21 protein-coding genes are annotated in these 19,153 nt (G+C 60.2%); 9 read left to right on the plus strand and 12 right to left on the minus strand.

Features of this window, described 5'->3' with window-relative positions; all coding sequences use genetic code 11:
- Positions 1–27 precede the first annotated feature (27 nt).
- The 4 genes from GA0061102_RS08240 (at position 28) to GA0061102_RS08255 (ending at position 3,618) form a co-directional block, all read left to right on the plus strand.
- The gene (locus GA0061102_RS08240) at positions 28–615 is read left to right on the plus strand and encodes a DUF1214 domain-containing protein (protein WP_092845765.1); all 588 of its coding nucleotides are present in this window, start codon (positions 28–30) and stop codon (positions 613–615) included.
- Positions 608–1,156 (plus strand): DUF1254 domain-containing protein, encoded by a 549-nt coding sequence (locus GA0061102_RS08245; RefSeq protein WP_092845767.1) that lies wholly within the window; start codon positions 608–610, stop codon positions 1,154–1,156. The genes GA0061102_RS08240 and GA0061102_RS08245 overlap by 8 nt, the downstream gene beginning before the upstream one ends.
- A gap of 796 nt (positions 1,157–1,952) precedes the next feature.
- On the plus strand, positions 1,953–2,159 hold the full coding sequence (locus tag GA0061102_RS08250) for a hypothetical protein (protein WP_092845769.1): 207 nt from the start codon (positions 1,953–1,955) through the stop codon (positions 2,157–2,159).
- A 451-nt stretch (positions 2,160–2,610) separates the two neighbouring features.
- Entirely contained in the window at positions 2,611–3,618 is a 1,008-nt protein-coding gene (locus GA0061102_RS08255; protein ID WP_208858618.1) for a DUF2336 domain-containing protein, read from the plus strand.
- 7 nt (positions 3,619–3,625) lie between these two features.
- On the opposite strand, the gene GA0061102_RS08260 is transcribed toward GA0061102_RS08255, so the two are convergent.
- The 3 genes from GA0061102_RS08260 to GA0061102_RS08270 are packed head-to-tail and all read right to left on the minus strand — an operon-like array spanning position 3,626 to position 6,572.
- Positions 3,626–3,985: a DUF1491 family protein gene (locus GA0061102_RS08260; protein ID WP_092845773.1), complete on the minus strand. Its 360-nt coding sequence runs from the start codon at positions 3,983–3,985 to the stop codon at positions 3,626–3,628.
- Positions 3,986–4,033: 48 nt separating this feature from the next.
- Positions 4,034–5,065 carry a peptidoglycan-binding domain-containing protein gene (locus GA0061102_RS08265; protein WP_092845775.1) on the minus strand — a complete coding sequence of 344 codons (1,032 nt, stop codon included), beginning with the start codon at positions 5,063–5,065 and terminating at the stop codon, positions 4,034–4,036.
- A complete protein-coding gene (locus GA0061102_RS08270) occupies positions 5,037–6,572 on the minus strand; it encodes a sensor histidine kinase (protein ID WP_208858619.1) in 1,536 nt (511 codons plus the stop codon). Before GA0061102_RS08270 ends, GA0061102_RS08265 begins: the two co-directional genes overlap by 29 nt.
- Before the next feature lie 470 nt (positions 6,573–7,042).
- On the opposite strand from GA0061102_RS08270, the gene GA0061102_RS08275 reads away from it, so the two are divergent.
- Entirely contained in the window at positions 7,043–7,504 is a 462-nt protein-coding gene (locus GA0061102_RS08275; RefSeq protein WP_092845779.1) for a DUF5330 domain-containing protein, read from the plus strand.
- 128 nt (positions 7,505–7,632) lie between these two features.
- Positions 7,633–8,055 carry a SufE family protein gene (locus GA0061102_RS08280; RefSeq protein WP_092845781.1) on the plus strand — a complete coding sequence of 141 codons (423 nt, stop codon included), beginning with the start codon at positions 7,633–7,635 and terminating at the stop codon, positions 8,053–8,055.
- A gap of 166 nt (positions 8,056–8,221) precedes the next feature.
- On the opposite strand, the gene GA0061102_RS08285 is transcribed toward GA0061102_RS08280, so the two are convergent.
- The 8 genes from GA0061102_RS08285 to GA0061102_RS08320 all read right to left on the minus strand — a co-directional run bounded on the left by GA0061102_RS08285 (position 8,222) and on the right by GA0061102_RS08320 (position 15,148).
- Positions 8,222–8,653 (minus strand): Ros/MucR family transcriptional regulator, encoded by a 432-nt coding sequence (locus GA0061102_RS08285; RefSeq protein ID WP_004121588.1) that lies wholly within the window; start codon positions 8,651–8,653, stop codon positions 8,222–8,224.
- 529 nt (positions 8,654–9,182) lie between these two features.
- Positions 9,183–9,548, minus strand: a complete 366-nt coding sequence (mnhG, locus tag GA0061102_RS08290) for a monovalent cation/H(+) antiporter subunit G (RefSeq protein ID WP_092845783.1) — start codon at positions 9,546–9,548, stop codon at positions 9,183–9,185.
- Positions 9,548–9,925 (minus strand): cation:proton antiporter, encoded by a 378-nt coding sequence (locus GA0061102_RS08295; protein ID WP_092845785.1) that lies wholly within the window; start codon positions 9,923–9,925, stop codon positions 9,548–9,550. The genes mnhG and GA0061102_RS08295 overlap by 1 nt, the downstream gene beginning before the upstream one ends.
- Entirely contained in the window at positions 9,922–10,395 is a 474-nt protein-coding gene (locus GA0061102_RS08300; RefSeq protein ID WP_092845787.1) for a Na+/H+ antiporter subunit E, read from the minus strand. Before GA0061102_RS08300 ends, GA0061102_RS08295 begins: the two co-directional genes overlap by 4 nt.
- The gene (locus GA0061102_RS08305; protein WP_092845789.1) at positions 10,392–11,957 is read right to left on the minus strand and encodes a Na+/H+ antiporter subunit D; all 1,566 of its coding nucleotides are present in this window, start codon (positions 11,955–11,957) and stop codon (positions 10,392–10,394) included. Before GA0061102_RS08305 ends, GA0061102_RS08300 begins: the two co-directional genes overlap by 4 nt.
- Before the next feature lie 4 nt (positions 11,958–11,961).
- The gene (locus GA0061102_RS08310; RefSeq protein WP_092845791.1) at positions 11,962–12,339 is read right to left on the minus strand and encodes a Na+/H+ antiporter subunit C; all 378 of its coding nucleotides are present in this window, start codon (positions 12,337–12,339) and stop codon (positions 11,962–11,964) included.
- A complete protein-coding gene (locus tag GA0061102_RS08315) occupies positions 12,339–12,758 on the minus strand; it encodes a Na+/H+ antiporter subunit B (RefSeq protein ID WP_092845793.1) in 420 nt (139 codons plus the stop codon). The genes GA0061102_RS08310 and GA0061102_RS08315 overlap by 1 nt, the downstream gene beginning before the upstream one ends.
- Positions 12,755–15,148: a putative monovalent cation/H+ antiporter subunit A gene (locus GA0061102_RS08320; protein ID WP_092846012.1), complete on the minus strand. Its 2,394-nt coding sequence runs from the start codon at positions 15,146–15,148 to the stop codon at positions 12,755–12,757. The genes GA0061102_RS08315 and GA0061102_RS08320 overlap by 4 nt, the downstream gene beginning before the upstream one ends.
- 382 nt (positions 15,149–15,530) lie before the next feature.
- Between GA0061102_RS08320 and GA0061102_RS08325 the strand changes: the two genes are divergently transcribed.
- A complete protein-coding gene (locus GA0061102_RS08325; RefSeq protein ID WP_092845795.1) occupies positions 15,531–16,046 on the plus strand; it encodes a hypothetical protein in 516 nt (171 codons plus the stop codon).
- On the opposite strand, the gene trhA is transcribed toward GA0061102_RS08325, so the two are convergent.
- Positions 16,021–16,689, minus strand: a complete 669-nt coding sequence (trhA, locus tag GA0061102_RS08330) for a PAQR family membrane homeostasis protein TrhA (protein WP_092845797.1) — start codon at positions 16,687–16,689, stop codon at positions 16,021–16,023. The two genes, GA0061102_RS08325 and trhA, sit on opposite strands and share 26 nt — an antisense overlap.
- 318 nt (positions 16,690–17,007) lie before the next feature.
- Here trhA and GA0061102_RS08335 point away from each other — a divergent pair, with 318 nt between their 5' ends.
- Both GA0061102_RS08335 and GA0061102_RS08340 read left to right on the plus strand, forming a co-directional pair.
- Complete coding sequence (locus GA0061102_RS08335; RefSeq protein WP_092845799.1) at positions 17,008–17,874, plus strand: VOC family protein; 867 nt, start codon at positions 17,008–17,010, stop codon at positions 17,872–17,874.
- A 99-nt stretch (positions 17,875–17,973) separates the two neighbouring features.
- Positions 17,974–19,143: an AI-2E family transporter gene (locus GA0061102_RS08340; protein ID WP_245297946.1), complete on the plus strand. Its 1,170-nt coding sequence runs from the start codon at positions 17,974–17,976 to the stop codon at positions 19,141–19,143.
- The last annotated feature ends 10 nt before the right edge of the window (positions 19,144–19,153 follow it).

The following is a 19,153-nucleotide window of genomic DNA, read 5'->3' on the forward strand; positions in this document are numbered from 1 at the left end:
TCGATTTGTCACGAGGACGATCCCAGGGTGTTCCGAGTTCCCCTTCTTGTTGCGCTTTCGCTGCTGATCGCCTTCGGCGGCGGGATACTGTTCACGCTCCTTGCGCTGAATGCGACATCCGGTTTCGGCGCGATCAAGCTAGGCGCCTGGCAGGCATTCCCGGAAATGCAGACGGCAGATGCGGACCCCTATGCGAAATCGCACCGTGCGCGCGCCGGGCGGTTGCTTTACGGCACGGCCGAAGGATTGGTGTTTACCGCCTCCGGCGACGATACGGGCGCGCGGCTGACGGCAAATTGCAGCTATCGCATCAGCGGCCAGACGCCGCCGGCGCGGGTCTGGACGCTTTTCACCGCCGGTAATGACGGCGCACCGCTCGCCGGGCTTCCCGGACGTCCCTCGACGATCAACTCCTGGGTCGTGCTGCGCGCCCCGGACTCAAGCTTCAGCATCACCGTCTCGCCGAGTGCCCATGCGGACAACTGGCTTGCCCTGCCCGCCACAGGTAATTTCCGGTTGGTCTGGACGCTGCTGGATTCGCCGGCGGCCAGCAATTCCGGCCTGATCGACCTCACCATGCCGAAGCTCGAGAAGATTGGGTGCGGCAATGTTTAGGTTTGTTTTCGCCATCCTGACGGGCCTATTCGGCGCAGCGCTCCTGCATATCGTCATCATCCTGTCACTGCCGCACTTCTCCGACCGCGATGCATACACCCGCGTATCGGACGAAGGTGACGAGAATCACTTCTATATGCTTGAAGACAAGGATGACGATGCAGGGCTTTCCAACACCGACCCCTACATCCGCACCGCCGTTTGCGCTTATGACATCGAAGACAAGCCGGTGCATTTGACTGCGAAGGGCAAGGTGCCGTTCTGGTCGCTTGCCGTCTACGATGCTGCCTCGAACGAAGTGTTCAGCATGAGCGACCGCACCTCGGTCGGCGGCGCGCTCGACCTGCTGCTCGCCTCCCCCGTCCAGCTGACGGGCATACGCAAGGCTCTGCCGCCGGCTCTTGCGCAATCGATCCTGGTGGAAGCGCCGCGCGCACAAGGCTATGTGGTCTTGCGTACGGTGGCGCCACAGGCAAGCTTCAACAATGCGGCTAGAGAATTTCTGTCGGAGGCTGGCTGCGACGAATTCGGCGACGACTGAGGCTTGGTCAGTGACGAAGCTTGCGCTTCCAGTCGCGAGAGGCAGGTGGGCAAAGCAAACCCGCAGCAACCTATGGACGCGGGTTTGATGCTTCTTCCAGCCGGCGGGCGTTACTTGCCCTTAGCCCGCTTGGGCCCAGTTCCGGGACGGTGGGTAGGAGTATCCAGATGCTCGTAGCGCACTCCGGTAAACAGCAGTATCCGCGCTTCTACCGGCTCCCGCTGAGCGCGCGGCGGCAGGCGCGATCGCCAGTCTGAAAGGGATATTATCTTTGCCATTCTCGTCTCCATTTACGTCTTGAGACGGATGAACCTGCGACTGATTTCACCCTGCCCGCCATCAAAGCGGGCTAGCGCTTCCCTCTCTCAGCTCTATCCTTCCAGCTAAGACGAGGGACATTCACGCCTTCTCGCGGCATTCTCCGAACGCCTTGGCATGGGTGCCGATTGCGGTTCCATGCCCTACTTGCACCTGATTAGATTCTGCCAGCGGCTGCTTTCATCGGAATTCAGACATAGTGCAGTTAACAGAATGCTAATCTTCGTCGCACGTCACCCTTGCCATAGGTGATCATATGCTAGTAACGCCGTGACCGCGGCTTTGGTTTCACGAGCAGCCGAAAATTCCCAAAAGTCGATTTCGCGACGAAATCAAGCGATATCATATAGTTAAATAAATACGCACCCCTACCGACGGGTAGATTGGCGATACATTCGTTGCAAAAAAGCGTCATGCAAATATTATTTGCGATCACGAAAAATTAACGTATTGTAAGGTCGGCAATCGAGGGCGACGCATGTTTGCGACGGGCAACTCCATCTTCTCTCCAGAGGATATCACTGTCCTGCGCCACGCGCTCGATGAATGGTGCCTGGAGAGGCGGATCGACATCAAAAGTGCCGAAGCCCAGTTTGCAGCGACGGCCGCGCTCGGCCTTTTTCAATCCGGCTACAACACCCCGGAAAAGCTCCTCGCGGCATTGCGCGAGCATCGGGGCATCTAGACTGCATCCACACCGTTTCAGCTCTCGCCGGCATTGAGAACATCTCTCCGGGCAGCCGCCAGCAAGGTAAATGGGCCTGGCATCGACGAACCCCCATAGGTTGAAATCGAAATCGAATACTCCTGCGGAAAAAGTGTTTCGCGACAGGCTCTACTCCCTAGAAGCCACATCATCCAGCAAAATTCCGGCGCTCGCTCGCGCGCAAGCTTAACGCGCAATTTTTATTCGGATTTTAATAAAGTTTTCACGAACCATTAACCGAACCAGCCTTAGTCTCACGCGAAAGCCAGACAAGGACGGTCGTGTCTATCCCCATTTCGACAATCGCCGCCAAGGACGCCCCCGTTGAGGGAAGTGTCATTCGGCGCGAACGAAAAGTGGTGCGACAATATCGGCGGTCGACGATCCGGCTCCCCGCGTTTTTGTTCTGCGTTTCTGTATGGGTGTTGGCGTGCGTGACCGGTTTCGAGACCTTGAAGAGCCTGCGACTGTCCGCAAGAAGGACGTGGTTCTGATGGCGACGATCACCAGCTTCGAAGGCATGGGCCACCCATCCAGATCCGAACTTCGGCAGTTTGCGGAACTCTTCACGCCAGTATTCCAGGCCTCCTCCGACGAAGCGAAGCGCCAGGCCGTGGCCGCCCTGTCCCAATGTGCGACAGTGCCGCAGGCCGTTGCCCTCTTCATCGGCTGCCAGCCGATCGCCATCGCCGCCCCCTTCCTCACCAGTTCGCAGGCGATCGACGACGACACCCTCATCACCATCGCCCGCACGCAGGGCGCGGCCCATGCCCGCGCGATCGTCGGCAGACCGTCGCTGTCGCCCAAGGTCATCGACGCGCTCGTCGGCCTGCATCAGGCCGAACCGGATCGTGGCATGACTGCGCCGGACGCAGCAGCGAATGCACTTCCGCCGAAGGCCGATACGGCCGAAGCGGATAGGCTGGCGCGCGAGGAATCCTTACGCCTGCAGATCAAGCAGGTTGCACATCATCTGGCTCGCGACGACAGGGATCGCCTCGGCCTGCGCAGCCTCGACGAAATGCAGGAGGCTCTGCTCGTCCGCTTCGCTCGGGAACGCGATGCACAGCAATTCGCAAAAACGCTCGCCGACGCGTTGTCCTCAAGCTATTGGCTGGCGGAGCGCATCATGCTCGATACGTCGGGGCAGCAGCTGGCCGTGACTCTGGTCAGCCTTGGCATGGGCATTGCAGACGCCGTCTATTCGCTGGAGCGTTTCTACCCGCATCTGACGGAACGGCACGGCAGCGTCAGCCGCGCATGGCTGGTGCTCGACGGCATCGATGCGGAGGAGAGTCAGACCCGCGTCGAAGCATGGCGCCGTGCCGACAGCTACACTTATCTTCCGCAGGAGAAGCCAGCAGAGCGTCCGGCCACACCATTGTTCGGCGCAAAGTCCGGTACGATCCGCGAATTGAGAGTAGCAAACCGGCGATAGGGACTGCTCAATCCAGCGGATTGGCGCGCGAACCGACCAAAGGGACGATTTCGGCCGCATCGTCAGTCTCCAGCTCAACGATCCACAAATCCGGATCGAACTTCAGCTCGCGATCGAGGACCTCGCGGATTTCCGCCGGCTCCTTGCGGTCGCTCCTGATCTCGAAGAGGCGGCCTTCGTCCCCCTCCCCATCGAAAAAACTCTGCGGCGCCGGACCATAAAGGGTTTCCAATCCGTCGCGGAAGCGTTGGCGGATGAAGATCGCTCCCGCCTGCTCCTCGCCCTTTCGCTCGACCGCAGCGAAATCGCCCCGGGCAAACAGGCGGCGGGTCATGGCGGAAACGAAGATGTCGCTACGCAATCTCATAGCCGAGCTATAGCGGCGAGCGGCGAGCGAGGCAATTGAAGCGGAGGACTAAAGCGCGCCGATATCCTGCAGTTTCTTCAGCACGGCCATGTTCGGCTCTCCGGTCTCCGGCAGGCGATAGTGCTTCTGGAACCGGCGGATGGCGGCCTTCGTCTGCTCGCCGGCGACGCCGTCGATGCTGACATTGCTATAAGCGATATTGCTCAGGCCCTTCTGGATCTGCATGACCAGATTGACCTTGGTGACCGCATCGCCCGACACAGGCTTCGGCACGACGGTACCGGTCCTCATGTTTTTTTCGGAGTTCTGAATGGCGGCAGCGACCGGATCGATGGCGTCCGCCGTGGCCGAGACATTGATTGGACGCTGTGCGGGAATGGCCGCGATGCTTGCCTTGCTGCCGACGGCCTGCGGAGAACCGGCGGCATTGCTGGCTTTCAGGGCAGCCAGAAGCTCCGGCGTCGGTGCACCTGTCTGCGGCAAGCCGGACGCCTCCTGAAAGAAGAGAATGGCGGCTGTGGTGCGCGATCCCGGCACGCCGTCTGCTGCGCCATCATAGAGGCCGTGGCGGATAAGCTCGGCCTGCACGTCGGCAATCAGCTTCGTTGGCGCAGCGGAAGGCTGCGTGCCGGATGAATTCGCCGACAGTTTGCCGGCGGCAGGCGCAGCAGCAGTCGAATCCTGTCGTTCTATGCGGAAGGTCGTGACATTGCCGGCATCGGCCTGCTGTGCGTGGAGGAACGATTTGCGGCCGGGGATCTGATAGGGAGACGCGGGATCGCGGGTGCGCAACAAGGGCGACGGATGCGCGCCCGTCTGATACCAGAGCGCATTCGCCGTGACAAAGCCGAACACCCCGAGGAAGAGAGCGATGCCGCCGGCAATCGCAGGATGCCGGCCGACCGCGCCGCCGACCAGGCCCGCAAATACGCCTGCTCCGCGCAGACCGAGACCGCCCAGCGCGGTACCGCCACGCAGGCTGAGGCTGCCCAGGGCGACCACTCCGCGAGAAGCGAACCCAGGCTGCTTGCGTTTGCCTTTGCCTCTTCCCTTAGGCGATTTTCGCTTTTGCGGCGCCATCCATCCCTTCCTCTTTTCGCCCTTCACTCATCTCCACAGTATGTTTCAGGCGCGGCGGAAAATCGACGGGGCGATTGACATCCACAGGCTGTTGCACAGCCGAGACGCCCGAACCGTCGAACGGAATAAGGATCGTGATCACCGTGCCCTCGCCTGGCGAGCTGGCTATGTTGAAGCTTCCGCCATGCAGGGAGACGAGCCCCTTGACGAGCGACAGGCCGAGACCAGTGCCGGCATAGCGGCGCGTGTAATCGTTCTGGATCTGCACGAAGGGCTGCCCCAGCGAGGCCAACCGCTCGCTGGCGATGCCGATGCCGGTATCTCCGACGGAGAGCTTCAGCATGCCGTCCGCCAATGCAGCATCGACAGTGACCGCGCCACCGGCATCCGTGAACTTGATGGCATTGCCGACGAGGTTGATCAGGATCTGCTGGATTGCGCGCTGATCGGCGACAATGTCTCCAAGGCCGCGCTGGACGCGGCTCGACAAGGTCAGTCCCTTTTCCTTGGCCTGCAGCGCCAGCATGGCTTCGCATGTGGCAATGGAATCCTCGATCGGGAAGGCTTCCATCAGCAGTTCATAGCGGCCAGCCTCGATCTTGCTCATGTCAAGCATGGTGTTGACCACCGACAGCAGATGCGCGCCGGACTGGCGGATCAGGCCGACATATTCGCGCTGACGGTTGTTTTCCAACTTGCCGAAATATTCGCCGCTGAGGATATCGGAAAAGCCGAGGATGGCATTGAGCGGCGTACGCAGCTCATGGCTGACGGCGGCAAGAAAGCGCGACTTGGCGTCATTGGCCGATTCCGCTTCGGCCGTCTTGCGCGCAGCATCCTCGCGAAGCTGCTGATCCTGCGATATGTCGCGCAACTGGCTGACGATCGCCGTCAGGCGTCCTTCGGCATCGCGTCGCGCGGTCAGTTCCACGCGAGCATGGACGAATTGCTGGTCGCTACCGATAACGGCGGAGCGCTCCAGGCGCAGGTCGACACAGAATGCGTCCCTTCCCTGGCGAAGCACATCGATGGCCTGCAGAAACACGATCCGGTCCGATACGTGGATCTGCTCGATAAGACCGCGTCCCGTCGGATCGCGCATCCAGCTCAGGAATTCCGCCCGGTCACGACCACCGACGGTGGTGACGTTCCCTTGCGGATCGAGAAGCAAGACCAGGCCGAAGGCGGCTTCCAGCATCAGGTCGCGATGCTCGACGACGACGGCTTCGGCAGATTGGGAAGCGGGCCGCTGGCGCGACAGCGCGATGCTGCCGACCGCCGAAAACAGGAAAGCGGCGCAAACCGTGGCAACACCGGCAGGCAAAGCTACGGCGGGGCTGGTAATGAAGGAAAGCCCGGCAGGAACGGCAAAAAGCGCCACCGAGGAGGCAAGCGCAAGCCGCCGCAAGATCGTCAGCTCCTGCGCCCGGACCTCGCCATTTCCGCTCGTCCCGGAGAGCCAGCTTCCGCTCACCCGGTCTACGAAGGCTACAGCCCCGACAGCCATGTCACTCAATACGCGCACACTACAACCCGTCAAAACGGTCACTTATTGGACTGCACAATAGGCCTTCGCGACTTAAGGAAAGAATAAAGAGAGAACCCGCCGACCGGCCGAAAAGGCTCCAAAATCCCGTTTTGGCGCAGAATGCGAGACCTTTGTTTTTTGTGGTTAACAGCGGGTAAGCAGCGGATTTTATTCATATTTCCGGCGTGCGTTAACTTTTGTGACGAGCCCAAACTCCGCAAAGCCCTGCATATCAACAGGATCGTGCGAGACATGCTTAACAGCAATCGCTACAATTTGATCCAAATGCGGCTCGAATTCGGAAAGCTAAAATTTGAATCAAATTTGCCGAAAAAGCCGCGGAGTTTTGAAAAGCGATGTTGTCCTCTGCCGGATAGGGTTCAAGCCACATCGGACAGACCAGTCCGAATCGGCGATCGAGCCGAACGACAGAGAAGGTGGGCAAGGACATGTGGTTTCTGATTAGAGCGGGGTTCTGGTTTTCACTGGTTCTCATGTTTCTGCCGATCTTTGCCAAGCCAGAGGGTGCCCCCCGGCCGGCCGGCGAAGCAACGCTACAGGTTTCCGATGCGATTTCCGCTGCTTCCGGCGTCGTTCAATATGTCGGCGCCATGTGCACCGAGAAGCCGGATGTTTGCGTCAAGGGCGGCGAAACACTGACGGCCCTTGGATATCAGGTCGGCGACGGCGCCCGCGTTGCCTACGACATGCTCGGTCGTCACTTTAAGGATCAGTCTTCACGCTCCTCGGCCGATGCCGCAGCGCGCGTGAGCCCGGAACAGATCGCTGCCACGACTCAGCCGATGCCGGCAAAGCGCATTCTCGGGACCGAGACTGCCGACGTGGTCGTGACCGGAACGGTCCGGCTGCCCTCCTCGGTGCCGCTGCCAATGCCACGCCCGCGGACCTGATACTTCCCAATCTTGCCTCATTCTCGCCGCGGCCCGAACAAGGCCAGCGGCGTTCTTTTTTGCCGCGGGTTCAAATTGCCTGCCGTTTCGCCTATATCCATGGTCAATGGATAATCTGGACCGATACAATGACTGCGCTTGAGAAGATCATCGACGACTTTTCCTTCTTGGACGACTGGGAGGATCGCTATCGTTATGTGATCGAACTCGGCAAGGCGCTGCCCGACCTGCCGGAAGACAAGCGGACGCTGGAAAACAAGGTGCAGGGCTGCGCGAGCCAGGTCTGGCTCGTCACACAGGCGTCCGGCGATCCTGAGAATCCGATATTGATCTTCGAGGGCGATTCGGACGCGCATATCGTGCGCGGACTGGTGGCGATCGTGCTGGCAACCTATTCCGGCAAGCCGGCCTCCGAAATCGCCGCGCTCGATGCGCTCGACGTCTTCGGAAAAATCGGGCTGGTCGAGCATCTTTCGTCGCAGCGCGCCAACGGACTACGCTCGATGATCAAGCGCATCCGCGAAGAGGCCCGCATCCGGGCCGCTGCCTGAGCAATTACCAAAAACATGAAGTAGTTTTCCGTTCGCAACCAAGCGCGAACGGGAGTTTCGGCGCGCTCACAGAGTTCCGCAACATCTCACCGATTGGAGCCGCTCGCCCGGCGGCTATAGTCAAAACCCGGCCCGAAAGCCGGGTTTTGGGAGCCTTCTAAGGTTCTTAGCGACCGCCGCGCTTGCGGCGCTGGCCGAGGCCCATTTCCTTCGCAAGCCGGGAACGTGCTTCCGCATAGGCGGGCGCCACCATCGGATAATCGGCAGCCAGATCCCACTTCTCGCGGTATTCTTCGGGCGAGAGGCCATGATGGGTCATCAGATGGCGCTTCAGCGACTTGAAGCTGCCACCGCATTCCAAGCAAGTGATCTGGTCATCCTGGACCGATTTACGGACGGATACGGCCGGCTTCTGCTTTTCAACAACGGCAACGGCGGGAGCCGGGGCCGAAGTGCTGCTCAAGGCGGAATGTACGTCGGAAATCAAATTCGGAAGGTCGCTGACCGGTACGACATGGTTGCTGACATAAGCCGCGACGATATCGGCGGTCAATTCAACCAACAACTCCTGCCCGTTGCCAAGGGCCGCATCTGACATTGTGTTCTCCTGTTCATCGGCTTGCCTGCTGCGCCGCGGCTCCTTGGAGCGCGCAAGGCACAACGTTGCTATATGATCTGCGCTGAGCCCAGAAATCTGTTGATCACCAAGTTAGCGTAGCGCCGAGCAATCCGCATAAGCGTATTGCTCGTATTCGTAGCAGCCACCGGCAAAAAACGGTGCATAACGCCATGTTTCTTACCACAAGAAATCCACCCCTAGATTTCATGCGGAGAAAACCGCCTCGTACCGTCTGATATCCGTATTAGCGATCACGAAAGGTGATCTCCAATCCTTAACCGGAAGAAAGTTTTGCTCAGCTTTTTCTTAAGGAAAGTTAAAAGCATTGAGAGCTTAAACCCGGTTGAGACTAACGCAACATCAGAACTCTACTTGAATCTGAATTAGCACTCTTTACCCAAATGTCCAGTTTTTAATCCGAACATTTCTTCGTAAAAATTTCATCTACAAAAAAGCAGGTAACTAATGAGGCGAACTACCGTTGCTTATTCTTCAATCACTGCGTTTGTTAGCCCCTCTTTCTATACCCGCGTTTCGCGATTCGCCCCTGCATTAGTAGTTCATCTCGGATCGAAGGTGGCGTCAACCGATACCCAGCCTCGTGCGCTGCGCGTGCAAGAAGGTGCGCCGCAATCGGCGCAGTCAGTACAAAGAAGACAAATCCGGCCAGCGCCCGCACCAGGATCGACAAATCCTGCGAATGAATACCGACTGCAAGTAGTAGCAGACCAGAGCCGACAGTACCGGCCTTCGATGCCGCATGCATGCGACTGTAAAGGTCAGGCAAGCGAACGATACCGATGGCGGCAATAAGCGAGAACAATGCGCCTGCCAACAGAATGACAGCCACGACGATAGCCCAAACGAGATCCATTACCGCCCTCCCTTCTGCCGTCTGCCATGCTTGCGCGTTTTCTTGTGAAGCGATTCGTTTCCTTTGCCTCCTCCATCGAGGGGCTGCTTCGAGGCATCCGATTGCGCCTGAGTGAGAACGAACCTGGCGAAGGCGACGGTGGCGAGAAAGCCGACGAGGCCGAGCGCAATGGCAATATCAATATAGAGCATGAAGCCGGTCTTGATGGCGATGACTGCGATGAAGCCGATCGCGATGGCCACGAGCATGTCGAGTGCCAAGATCCGGTCCGGCAATGTCGGACCTGCCACGACACGATAGACCGTGAGCAGAAATGCAAGGCTGAGAATACCGAGCGCTACCATGGCGGCTGCGGAGACGATGGATGCCGCGATCATCGGAAGGCCTCCATGATCCGGCGCTCGAAGCCATCAGCAATACTTCGTTTGATGGCTTCCGGGTCGGAGCAATCGAGCGCGTGGACATACAGGGTCTTGCGATCGTCGGAGACGTCGACGGACAAAGTGCCCGGCGTCAGCGTGATCAGATTGGCGAGCAGCGTGATTTCGAAATCGCGGTCGACCGTCAAGGGGAAGGCAAAGATCCCGGGTTTGATGTCCATTTTCGGGCTCATGACGGCAACGGCGACCGCCCAGGCCGACTTGGCAAGCTCGCATATGAACAGCAATAGCAGGGCAAGGATCCGGCGAGTGCGGCCGAGGTAAAGCCCGCCGCCATAGGATGACCGCACGACGGCAAGCGCGATCGCGGCAAGGACGAAGCCAAACACCAGATTGACGAAGGAAGCACTGCCCGTGATGGCGACCCAGACGACGGCAAGCAAGAGGTTGAAGACCAACAGGATCATTGCGCGCGCCCTGCCTGCGGGAAGACGGAATGCAGATAGGCGGACGGCTGCTCGAGGCCGGCGGCGGCGAGCTGCGTCAGCTGCAAAAGCCTCTCCGGAAAGACACCGAAGCCGACGACAAGTATTGTCAGCGCGATAAGCGGCACGCCCGCCTGCCACCTGATCGACTCCGGAGCAGCATTCCCCTCATCGACTGCAGGCCGCCAATAGGCCAGCAGGAAAACCCGCCCAAAGGCGATCGTGGTCAGGAAACCTGCCGACAGGATCGCCGCGGCAAGCCACCAGGCACCTGTCGCGAGCGCCGCCTTCACCAGGACTACCTTGGGCCAGAAGCCGGAAAACGGCGGCAGGCCGCTGGCGGCAAAGAACAGCACCAATGAGAGCCCGGCGAACCAGCCGCTCCGCCGGTAAAGCCCGCCGAGCGAAACGAGCGAAAAGCTGCCGCCGAGCCGGGCCGCCTGGCCGGCAAGCAGATAGAGAGCCGTCATCAGCACCATGGAGTGCAACGCGTAAAAAATCGCGCCGCTGAGGCCATCGGCACCGCGGAGCGCGACGCCTGCGAGCATCGTGCCGATGCCGGAAATGACGATATAGCCCAGTAGGCGGCGAATGTCGGTCGACCCGAGCGCGCCCAGCACCCCGGCCAGCATGGTGGCGATGGCAACGACTGTTATCATCAGGCCAAGCTCCGTGCGCTCGACCGGCAGCAGCATGACCAAGACCCTGATGAGCGCATAGACGCCGACCTTGGTGAGCAGACCTGCGAACAGGGCCGAAACGGTGATCCGCGGCGTATGATAGGAGGCCGGCAGCCAGAAATTGACGGGGAAAGCCGCCGCCTTCATGCTGAAGGCAAGCAGGAACAAGCCGGCCAGCGTCATCATCGGCGCGGTGTTGCCGCCTGCCCTCGCCTTCATGGCAATATCAGCCATGTTGAGCGTGCCGAAGACGGCATAGAGATAGCCGACGGAGACGAGAAAGAGCGTGGTGGCGATGAGGTTCAGCACGGCATATTTCAACGCGCCGTCGATCTGCTCCCGCTCCGAGCCAAGGATCAGCAGGCCGAAAGACGAAATCAGCAGTACTTCGAACCAGACATAGAGGTTGAAGATGTCTCCCGTCAGGAAGGCGCCGCTGACGCCGGCGAGCAGCAACATGAGGAACGGGAAAAAGCCGTAGCGGCGGCCGCTGGTGCCGATCTCTGCGATTGCGTAAATGCCGGCAGCAAGCGCCACGATCGCCGCCGTCAGAGCCATGGCCGCGCCGAGAAGATCGACGCTAAAGGCAATGCCGAAAGGCGGCAGCCATCGGCCCATGACCATAGTCACGGCTCCTTCACTGGCGACTTTGCAAAGCAAGGCGATATCGACCAGCACCAAGAGCATCAATCCAGGAATGGCGACCCAGGCATGCCATTCGGTGCGGTTGCGCAATATCAGGAGAATAGCGCCGAGGCCGATGCACAGGGCGACCGGCAGGATGACCAGCCAATGCCCGAGCGGCACAGGCGCTGCCACCAACGCAGCGGAGAGATCGACTGGGATATCGGTCGGTCCGGCCATATTGTCAGTACCCCAAGGGCGGCAGCGGCCGCTCGTCCGGTTCGGCCGCCAGCATCTCGCCGGTATTGTCCGTCTTGAGGTCCTGATAGGCCCGGTAGGTCAGGACAAGCAGAAAGGCGAGGAACGAGAAGGAAATGACGATCGCCGTAAGGATCAGCGCCTGCGGCAGCGGATTGGCTGCGGCCAGATCGAGGGTGCTCGCTCCTTGCGGAATGATGGGCGGCACTTCGGGCGTTATCCGACCGGCCGTAAAGAGCAGCAGATTGACGGCGTTGCCGAGGATGGCGATGCCGAGCATGATGCGGATCGAAAACTTCGACAGCATCAGATAGATCGCCGCGGCGAAGAACAGGCCGACCAGAGCGGCGAAAATGACCTCCATCAGTCCACCTCCCGCTCTTCGAGCGCAAGCGCAATCGAGGTGATCGCGCCGACGACGACCAGATAGACGCCGATATCGAAGAGCATCACTGTGGAGAGCGCCACCTCGACGCCGAGCAGATGCGGATAGACCCACAGCCCGGTCATGAACGGCACGCCGAGGAAGGCGGACAGGAAACCCGCAAGGGTCGACGCCAGCAGGCCGAAACCGGCAATCGCCAATGGATGAAAGATGATAGCGCGCCGCACCGCCGTCACGCCGCAGGCGATGCCGTAGATCGCAAAGGCGGACGCGGCGATCAGCCCACCGATGAAGCCGCCGCCGGGTTCGTTATGGCCGCGCAGGAGAATGAAGACGGAAAAGAGCAGCATCAGTGCCGTCAGAAACGGCGCGGCAGTGCGGAAGATCAGCGTATTCATGAGCGCTCGGCCTCCATCCTCACTTCGAGATCAGGCTTTTCCTCAAGTTCGGGATCGTTGGTCGCGAGTTTGCGCTCGCCGCCGGCGCGGATGCGGATTAGGGCCAGGATGGCAAGCCCGGTCATGGCGACGACGGCAATCTCGCCGAGCGTATCCGTGCCGCGGAAGTCGACGATGATGACGTTGACCACGTTGTCGCCATGGGCGATCAGCTTCGAATAGTGGTTGAAGAAGGCGGTCAGCGTCAGATCGAAGGGCGCTTGCGTCGCCTTCAGCAAGAGCAGGCCGAAGCCGACGCCGCAGGCGATCGCCAGCGCGGCATGGGCGACCATCTTCAGCGGCGGGCGATGATCCGACGGAGAAAGACGCAGCCTCGTCATCACCATGGCCAGGATGACGACGGAAAGGGTCTCGACCATGAACTGCGTGAAGGAGAGATCTGGCGCGCCGAACAGCAAGAAGATGACGGCGACGGCAAAGCCCTGGATACCGAGCGAAACAATGGCCGTCAGCCGGTCCCGCGCCATGACGACAGCGGCAAGCCCGATGATGGCGATGAGGAAAATGGTCGCCTCATGCCATTGCAAATTCGGCCAGGCAGGGATTGCCGGCAATTCGCCATGGGTGACAAGGGGAACCAGCAGCATCGCGGCAAGGCAGAGGAAGCTGACCGCCACATAGATTTCCAGGCGGCCCGGCTGCAGGATCCGCGAGATGGCATGCGACAAACGCACCAGTCCGGAGATGAAACCATCGAAACCGCGATCCGGTCCCGGCCCTAAGTGCCGCAAGATAACCGACATCAGGAAGCGAGCGCGATCAAGCTGCCAATAGACAAGGATGCCAATGAGCGCCGTTGCCAGCGAAAGCGCCAGAGGCAAACCGATATGCGGAACAAGCGAGGCCGAAATATGCAGTTCCTTGCCGCCGACGGCGCTCGCCATCGGCGAAGAGACATAGGCATGCCCCGGCCCCGACAGCAAAGCCGAAGCGAGACCGAGCAACGCAAGCAGCACCGGCCCGAGCCAGAGCAGCGGCGGCGCCTCATGCGGATGGCGCGGCGTCTCAGTCAGCGGCCCGACGAAGGGTTTTAGCGCCACGGCAAAGGCGACGGCGAACATCAGCGCATTGCCGGCCACGGCGACGACGGTCAGGATGATCGCAGCCGGCGATGCCTGTGCCAGCGCGGCATATATCTCTTCCTTGGCAAGAAAGCCGAAGGCTGGCGGCACGCCGCCCATCGAAATCGCGGCGATCAAGGCGGCGGCGAAGGTGAGCGGCATGGCCGAGCGCAGCCCGCCCAGGCGCGTGATGTCGCGCGTTCCCGTCTCATGATCGACGATGCCGGCGACCATGAACAGGGCGCCCTTGAACAACGAATGGGCCACCAGATAGAGCACCGCTGCTTCGACGGCATAGTCCGTGCCGAAGCCGGTGAGCAGCACGAGCAGGCCAAGGGAGGAAACGGTCGTGTAGGCGAGCTTTAGCTTGAGATCGGTCTGACGGATCGCCAGCAGAGTTCCGACCAGCAGCGTCGCGGCGCCGAAAATCGGAAGGATCGTCTGCCACGCAGCCGTGTCACCCATGACTGGGTTGAGCCGCATCAGGAGATAGACGCCGGCCTTCACCATGGTTGCGGAATGCAGGTAGGCCGAGACGGGGGTCGGCGCCTCCATGGCATTCGGCAGCCAGAAGTGAAACGGAAACTGCGCCGATTTGGTGAAGGCGCCACCAAGCACAAGGATCAGCGCGGTGAAATAGAGCGGGCTTGTCCGCAAGGCAGCGCCGGAGCGCAGCAATTCGGACATCGAGCCGAGGCCGGTGATCTGCCAGATGAGCAACAAGCCCGCCAGCAGCAGCAGCCCTCCTCCACCGGTAACCACCAGCGCCTGCAGTGCCGCCCGGCGCGACGCCTCACGCCGATGATCGAAGCCTATCAGCAGGAACGAGGTGATGGAGGTCAGCTCCCAGAAGACGAACAGCGTGAGGAAACTATCCGAGACGACAAGGCCGAGCATCGAGCCCATGAAGAGGAAGATGAAGGAGAAGAAGCGTCCGAGATCCGCATGCCCCTTCAGGTAGCCGCCGGTGTATAAAATGATGAGGGTGCCTATGCCGGTGACGAGCAGTGCGAAGGTGAGCGACAGCCCGTCGAGCAGCCAGGAGAAACGCAAGTCCAGGCTCGGCACCCAATCAAAGCTGCTTTGGACGACTTGCCCCGAGGCAATATCGGGCAGAAATCCTGCAAAATGGAGAAAGGCTAGCCCGGGAAGCAGCGCCAGGAGCCAGGCGGCGGAGTGCCCCAACCGCCGAACGACGACGGGCGCGATCAACGCACCCAAGAAAGGCAGACATAGAGCCAGGAATGTCAGGCCCGTGACACCGGCCATGCCTTCCCCCTGCTGAACGATCATGCGGAATCCGGCAAGGCCGGAGCTAGGGTGCAGGGATAGGCGAAAGGGTGGGCTGTCTCAAGTGCAAACGGTCGAAAACCGGGATTAAACCACTGAAATCGTTTTCCGCCCGAACAGCACCAGGTTGCCGGGATCGGCATCAAGGCCTTTGCGGGCAATGGCTTTTCCACTTCAGAACTCCGGCCTCTTGCGCGGATCGCTTGGCCGTGACAGCAAATCGTCCAATCCTGCATGGCTCGCAATGAAGCTGTAACGAATTTGAGCTATTTTTCAGCCACTCCTAGAATCGCTATGGAATTTCTGCCGAAAAATGCGCTATTCTTGATCGGTTTGCAGATCCTGCCTCCCGGAAACCGCAATGCTCGCCCGCCTGATTGCCCTCCTGCTGCTTTGCCCCGCGTCGGCGCTTGCTGCCGACTGGTGGTCTTATGACGATGCAGGCTTCGGCTATGCGATCGAGCTGCCGTCGGATTTCCATCTCTCGGCCTCTTCCGGCGATGCCAACCGTCTTTCCCTGTCGCCGGCGGATCGATCCGCCATGCTACAGGTTTTCGGCACGGCGCTCGCCAATGGTGACTTCACGGAAGAAGCGAATGTGCGCGTCGCACTCGCGCGGGATCAGGGCTGGAAGATTTCCTATTCCAAATCGAACTCGCGCGGCATCAGCTTTTCCGGCACCAAGCAGGGGCGCATCGTCTATGTGCGCGGCGTGGCGCTCTGCAACGGCGGAGCGGCCTTCTTCCAGATGGACTATTCGAAGGCCGACATGCAACGCTATGACGCCATCGTCATGCGTCTGGTGCGCAGCTTGCGCCCGACCAAGAAGTGCACTCCCACGGCGCAGGTGCTCAAAAACTTTCCGGAGACAGGCTGAAACAGGTGAGCACCGCCGAATAGTGCACGGCGGCGGCAGCGACCACGAAGCCGTGCCAGATCGCGTTCTGGAAGCGCAGCTTTTCCCATACGTGAAAGATGACGCCGAGCGAATAGATCACCCCGCCGATGACGATCAGCAGCATCGAGGTGAACGGGATATACATCGAGACCGGCTTGGCCACGATGATGCCGCTCCAACCCATGGCAAGGTAAAGCAGGATGGCCAGCCGATCGTAACGCCCCGGAAACAGGCACTTCAGTACGATGCCGAAGGTGGCGAAAACCCAGACTGCTATCAGCATAGCAAACAGCAGCGGATCCCCGGCGCCGCGTTCGAGAAACGGCGTATAGGTGGCGGCGATCAGAACGTAGATGAAGGAATGATCGAACCGCCGAAGGAACCATTTCGTCGGCGACACCGGCCAGAGATTATAGGTGAACGACATTCCGAGCGTGAGAACCAGGCCGACTCCGTAGATCCAGGCGGCGGCAATCCCACCATAGGAACTCCAGACGGTCGCGTAGAAGATCAGTACGGTTGCGCCGATCAGCGCCAACACCACGCCGACGCCGTTGACGATGCCGTCAGCGATCACCTCATATCGATCGTAAGCCCAGCGAATGCCTCGGTATTCGGCCATTTCTCTGCACGTTCCAATTCCGTGACGGCTCGATCCTTGCACCTCGCCAATGTGGAAGCAACTGTGCGAAACGGGCATTGCAATCAATCTTCATGAACGTCGCCAGGCATATCGTCAACAGCAAGAGAACGCTCAATCCGCAATTTCTGGCCTTCTGTGAACAATCGAAATCCGCCATATAGTTGATCAAGTACAGCGGGTCGAGGATATCGAAGAGGCATATCAACCGGCGAAAGCCTTCCGCCCGCCACCGACGGCTCGCTTGCCGTCCACGCGCCGGTTGCCTTTTTTAAGACTCTCAAGGTTGGAATTACCCTCATGACCGAAACTGCCCCCTCCTATGCACTGACCCGCCCTGCCTATGTCGGCCAATCGCACCTCGTCGTCACCGATCTGCCGCTGGTGTCGCGCTTCTATCAGGAGATGCTCGGCCTGAAGGTGATCGAGAAGACGGCGAGCGGCGAAGTCCTCGGCGTTGCCGGCCACCCGCTTCTGACGCTGACGACGGATCGCGCAGCGGCTCGGGCGCCGCGGACGGCAGCAGGCTTGTTCCATACCGCATTCCTGTTGCCGAGCCGTGTCGAACTCGCGCGCTGGCTCCGTCATGCCGCACACAACAACGTTGCGCTGGAGGGTGCCTCGGATCATATCGTCAGCGAAGCGATCTATCTTTCCGACCCTGAGGGTAACGGCATCGAGATCTATGCCGACCGGCCGCATGAAGAGTGGACGTTCCACGACGACGGCACGGTGGAGATGGCGACGCTCAGGCTCGATCTGCAGAAGCTCTATGAAAGTGCTCCGCAGGACCGGTGGGACGGCATGGCCGACGGCTCCGCGATCGGCCACATCCATCTGCAGGTCGGCGACGTCTCCGAAGCGAACGCCTTCTATCGCGATGTTCTCGGCATGAAAGTTATGGCTGCCCGCTATCCCGGCGCGACCTTCCTTGCGACCGGCGGCTATCACCACCATCTCGGCGCCAATACGTGGAACAGCCGCGGTGCCGGCGTGCGCTCCGAACACATGACCGGCCTCTCGGACTATACCTTGCGTTTCAACGACAAGGCCTCGCTCGACAAGGCCGTGGCGGCCCTCGATCAACACGAGATCAAGACCGAAAAGCGCGATGGTGGCATTTCGCTGCGCGACCCCTGGGGCATCGGCCTCAATCTGGTCGCCTGACATCCTCATTCGACACGCTTTTGAAGGCCCGTTTCGGAACCGGAACGGGCCTTTCGCGTTTGAGTGGTGAGGCAATCTTGCCTTCGAGGATTTGAGGGCATGGAGAGCGACAAAATCGCCGGCAAGCGGCCTGGCGGAGCGGCGGTGCCCGAACCGGACGGCAGCGCGAGGCGCGCGAGTTCTGAGGAATATCGCAACGACGCCGACGCCTCAGAGATGGTGGACTATGCGACGAGAGACAAGCTCGATGTCGCAACGTCCTGGGCGACTATCGGCATCTTCCTCACTCTGGCGCTGATGGGCGTCTCCGCAATGTCGATGATCCTCATTCCCGTGACGCTGGCCGTCGTGGTCGGCATGATCCTCGGCCTGGCGGCAGAGAAACTCAGCAAACTCGGCGTGCCGCGCGTTCTCAATGCCGTTCTCTTGTCGTCCGCGGTTGCGCTGACGATCTTTCTCGTCATCAATGCGCTCGCTGGGCCGCTCGCGAAGCTGGCTCAGGAGGCCCCTGATTTCTTCCAGCGAACCTCCGATAGGCTGATGCCCTATCTCGACCGGTTCAAATGGCTGCATATTTCGCCGGAGACGTTTCAGGGCAGCCCGATGTCGATCAGCACCCTGCTGGAAAACAGCGGCAACGTCCTGCATGTGGTGTCCAACAACCTGACGCCGGCCATCGTGCAAATCCTGATCTTCTTTGCAGCACTGCTATTGTTTCTCGCCGGCAGGGTCAGCCTGCGCAAAACGATCATCATGGCCTTTTCCAACAGGACCTCGAGGTTGACGGCGATCAGGATCATCAATGCGGTGGAGAGGGTGCTCGGCGTTTACTTCGCCACGGCCTCGCTGATCTATGCAGGCATCGGCGTCGCCATGACGGTGATTGCCTATGTCGGCGGCTTGAGCGTGCCGGTGCTCTGGGGGGTCTTCGCCTTCCTTTCCAGCTTCATCCCATTCCTTGGCGTCACGACTATGACCATCGCGCTGGCGATCGCCGGCATCGTCACCCATTCGGACCTCGTCTTCGGTTTAGCTCCCGCCGTTGTCTTCTTCGCCGTGCATCTCGCCGTGGAGAACCTGGTGTTTCCAGCTATCATGGGCCGCCAATGGGAACTTAATCCCTTCGTCGTCTTCCTCGCCATCATCTTCTGGACATGGATGTGGGGCGCCGTCGGCGCCATGCTGGCGCTGCCCTTGTCGCTAATCGTGATGACCGTGATCGATGAACTCTTCATCGAGGAGAAGGCTCAGCCGCAACTGCCGGGCTAGGCGGTTCGCA

It is taken from the genome of Martinezella miluonensis (genome assembly GCF_900094545.1).
GTDB classification, from domain to species: domain Bacteria; phylum Pseudomonadota; class Alphaproteobacteria; order Rhizobiales; family Rhizobiaceae; genus Rhizobium; species Rhizobium miluonense.

What these genes read in the sequence shown, in the direction of transcription:
- GA0061102_RS08245 (WP_092845767.1), top strand. Translation starts at nt 608, where the DNA reads ATGTTTAGGTTTGTTTTCGCCATCCTGACGGGCCTATTCGGCGCAGCG.
- GA0061102_RS08250 (WP_092845769.1), top strand. Translation starts at nt 1,953, where the DNA reads ATGTTTGCGACGGGCAACTCCATCTTCTCTCCAGAGGATATCACTGTC.
- GA0061102_RS08260 (WP_092845773.1), bottom strand. Translation starts at nt 3,985, where the DNA reads ATGAGATTGCGTAGCGACATCTTCGTTTCCGCCATGACCCGCCGCCTG.
- GA0061102_RS08265 (WP_092845775.1), bottom strand. Translation starts at nt 5,065, where the DNA reads ATGGCGCCGCAAAAGCGAAAATCGCCTAAGGGAAGAGGCAAAGGCAAA.
- GA0061102_RS08270 (WP_208858619.1), bottom strand. Translation starts at nt 6,572, where the DNA reads ATGGCTGTCGGGGCTGTAGCCTTCGTAGACCGGGTGAGCGGAAGCTGG.
- GA0061102_RS08275 (WP_092845779.1), top strand. Translation starts at nt 7,043, where the DNA reads ATGTGGTTTCTGATTAGAGCGGGGTTCTGGTTTTCACTGGTTCTCATG.
- GA0061102_RS08280 (WP_092845781.1), top strand. Translation starts at nt 7,633, where the DNA reads ATGACTGCGCTTGAGAAGATCATCGACGACTTTTCCTTCTTGGACGAC.
- GA0061102_RS08285 (WP_004121588.1), bottom strand. Translation starts at nt 8,653, where the DNA reads ATGTCAGATGCGGCCCTTGGCAACGGGCAGGAGTTGTTGGTTGAATTG.
- mnhG (WP_092845783.1), bottom strand. Translation starts at nt 9,548, where the DNA reads ATGGATCTCGTTTGGGCTATCGTCGTGGCTGTCATTCTGTTGGCAGGC.
- GA0061102_RS08295 (WP_092845785.1), bottom strand. Translation starts at nt 9,925, where the DNA reads ATGATCGCGGCATCCATCGTCTCCGCAGCCGCCATGGTAGCGCTCGGT.
- GA0061102_RS08300 (WP_092845787.1), bottom strand. Translation starts at nt 10,395, where the DNA reads ATGATCCTGTTGGTCTTCAACCTCTTGCTTGCCGTCGTCTGGGTCGCC.
- GA0061102_RS08305 (WP_092845789.1), bottom strand. Translation starts at nt 11,957, where the DNA reads ATGGCCGGACCGACCGATATCCCAGTCGATCTCTCCGCTGCGTTGGTG.
- GA0061102_RS08310 (WP_092845791.1), bottom strand. Translation starts at nt 12,339, where the DNA reads ATGGAGGTCATTTTCGCCGCTCTGGTCGGCCTGTTCTTCGCCGCGGCG.
- GA0061102_RS08315 (WP_092845793.1), bottom strand. Translation starts at nt 12,758, where the DNA reads ATGAATACGCTGATCTTCCGCACTGCCGCGCCGTTTCTGACGGCACTG.
- GA0061102_RS08320 (WP_092846012.1), bottom strand. Translation starts at nt 15,148, where the DNA reads ATGGCCGGTGTCACGGGCCTGACATTCCTGGCTCTATGTCTGCCTTTC.
- GA0061102_RS08325 (WP_092845795.1), top strand. Translation starts at nt 15,531, where the DNA reads ATGCTCGCCCGCCTGATTGCCCTCCTGCTGCTTTGCCCCGCGTCGGCG.
- trhA (WP_092845797.1), bottom strand. Translation starts at nt 16,689, where the DNA reads ATGGCCGAATACCGAGGCATTCGCTGGGCTTACGATCGATATGAGGTG.
- GA0061102_RS08335 (WP_092845799.1), top strand. Translation starts at nt 17,008, where the DNA reads ATGACCGAAACTGCCCCCTCCTATGCACTGACCCGCCCTGCCTATGTC.
- GA0061102_RS08340 (WP_245297946.1), top strand. Translation starts at nt 17,974, where the DNA reads ATGGAGAGCGACAAAATCGCCGGCAAGCGGCCTGGCGGAGCGGCGGTG.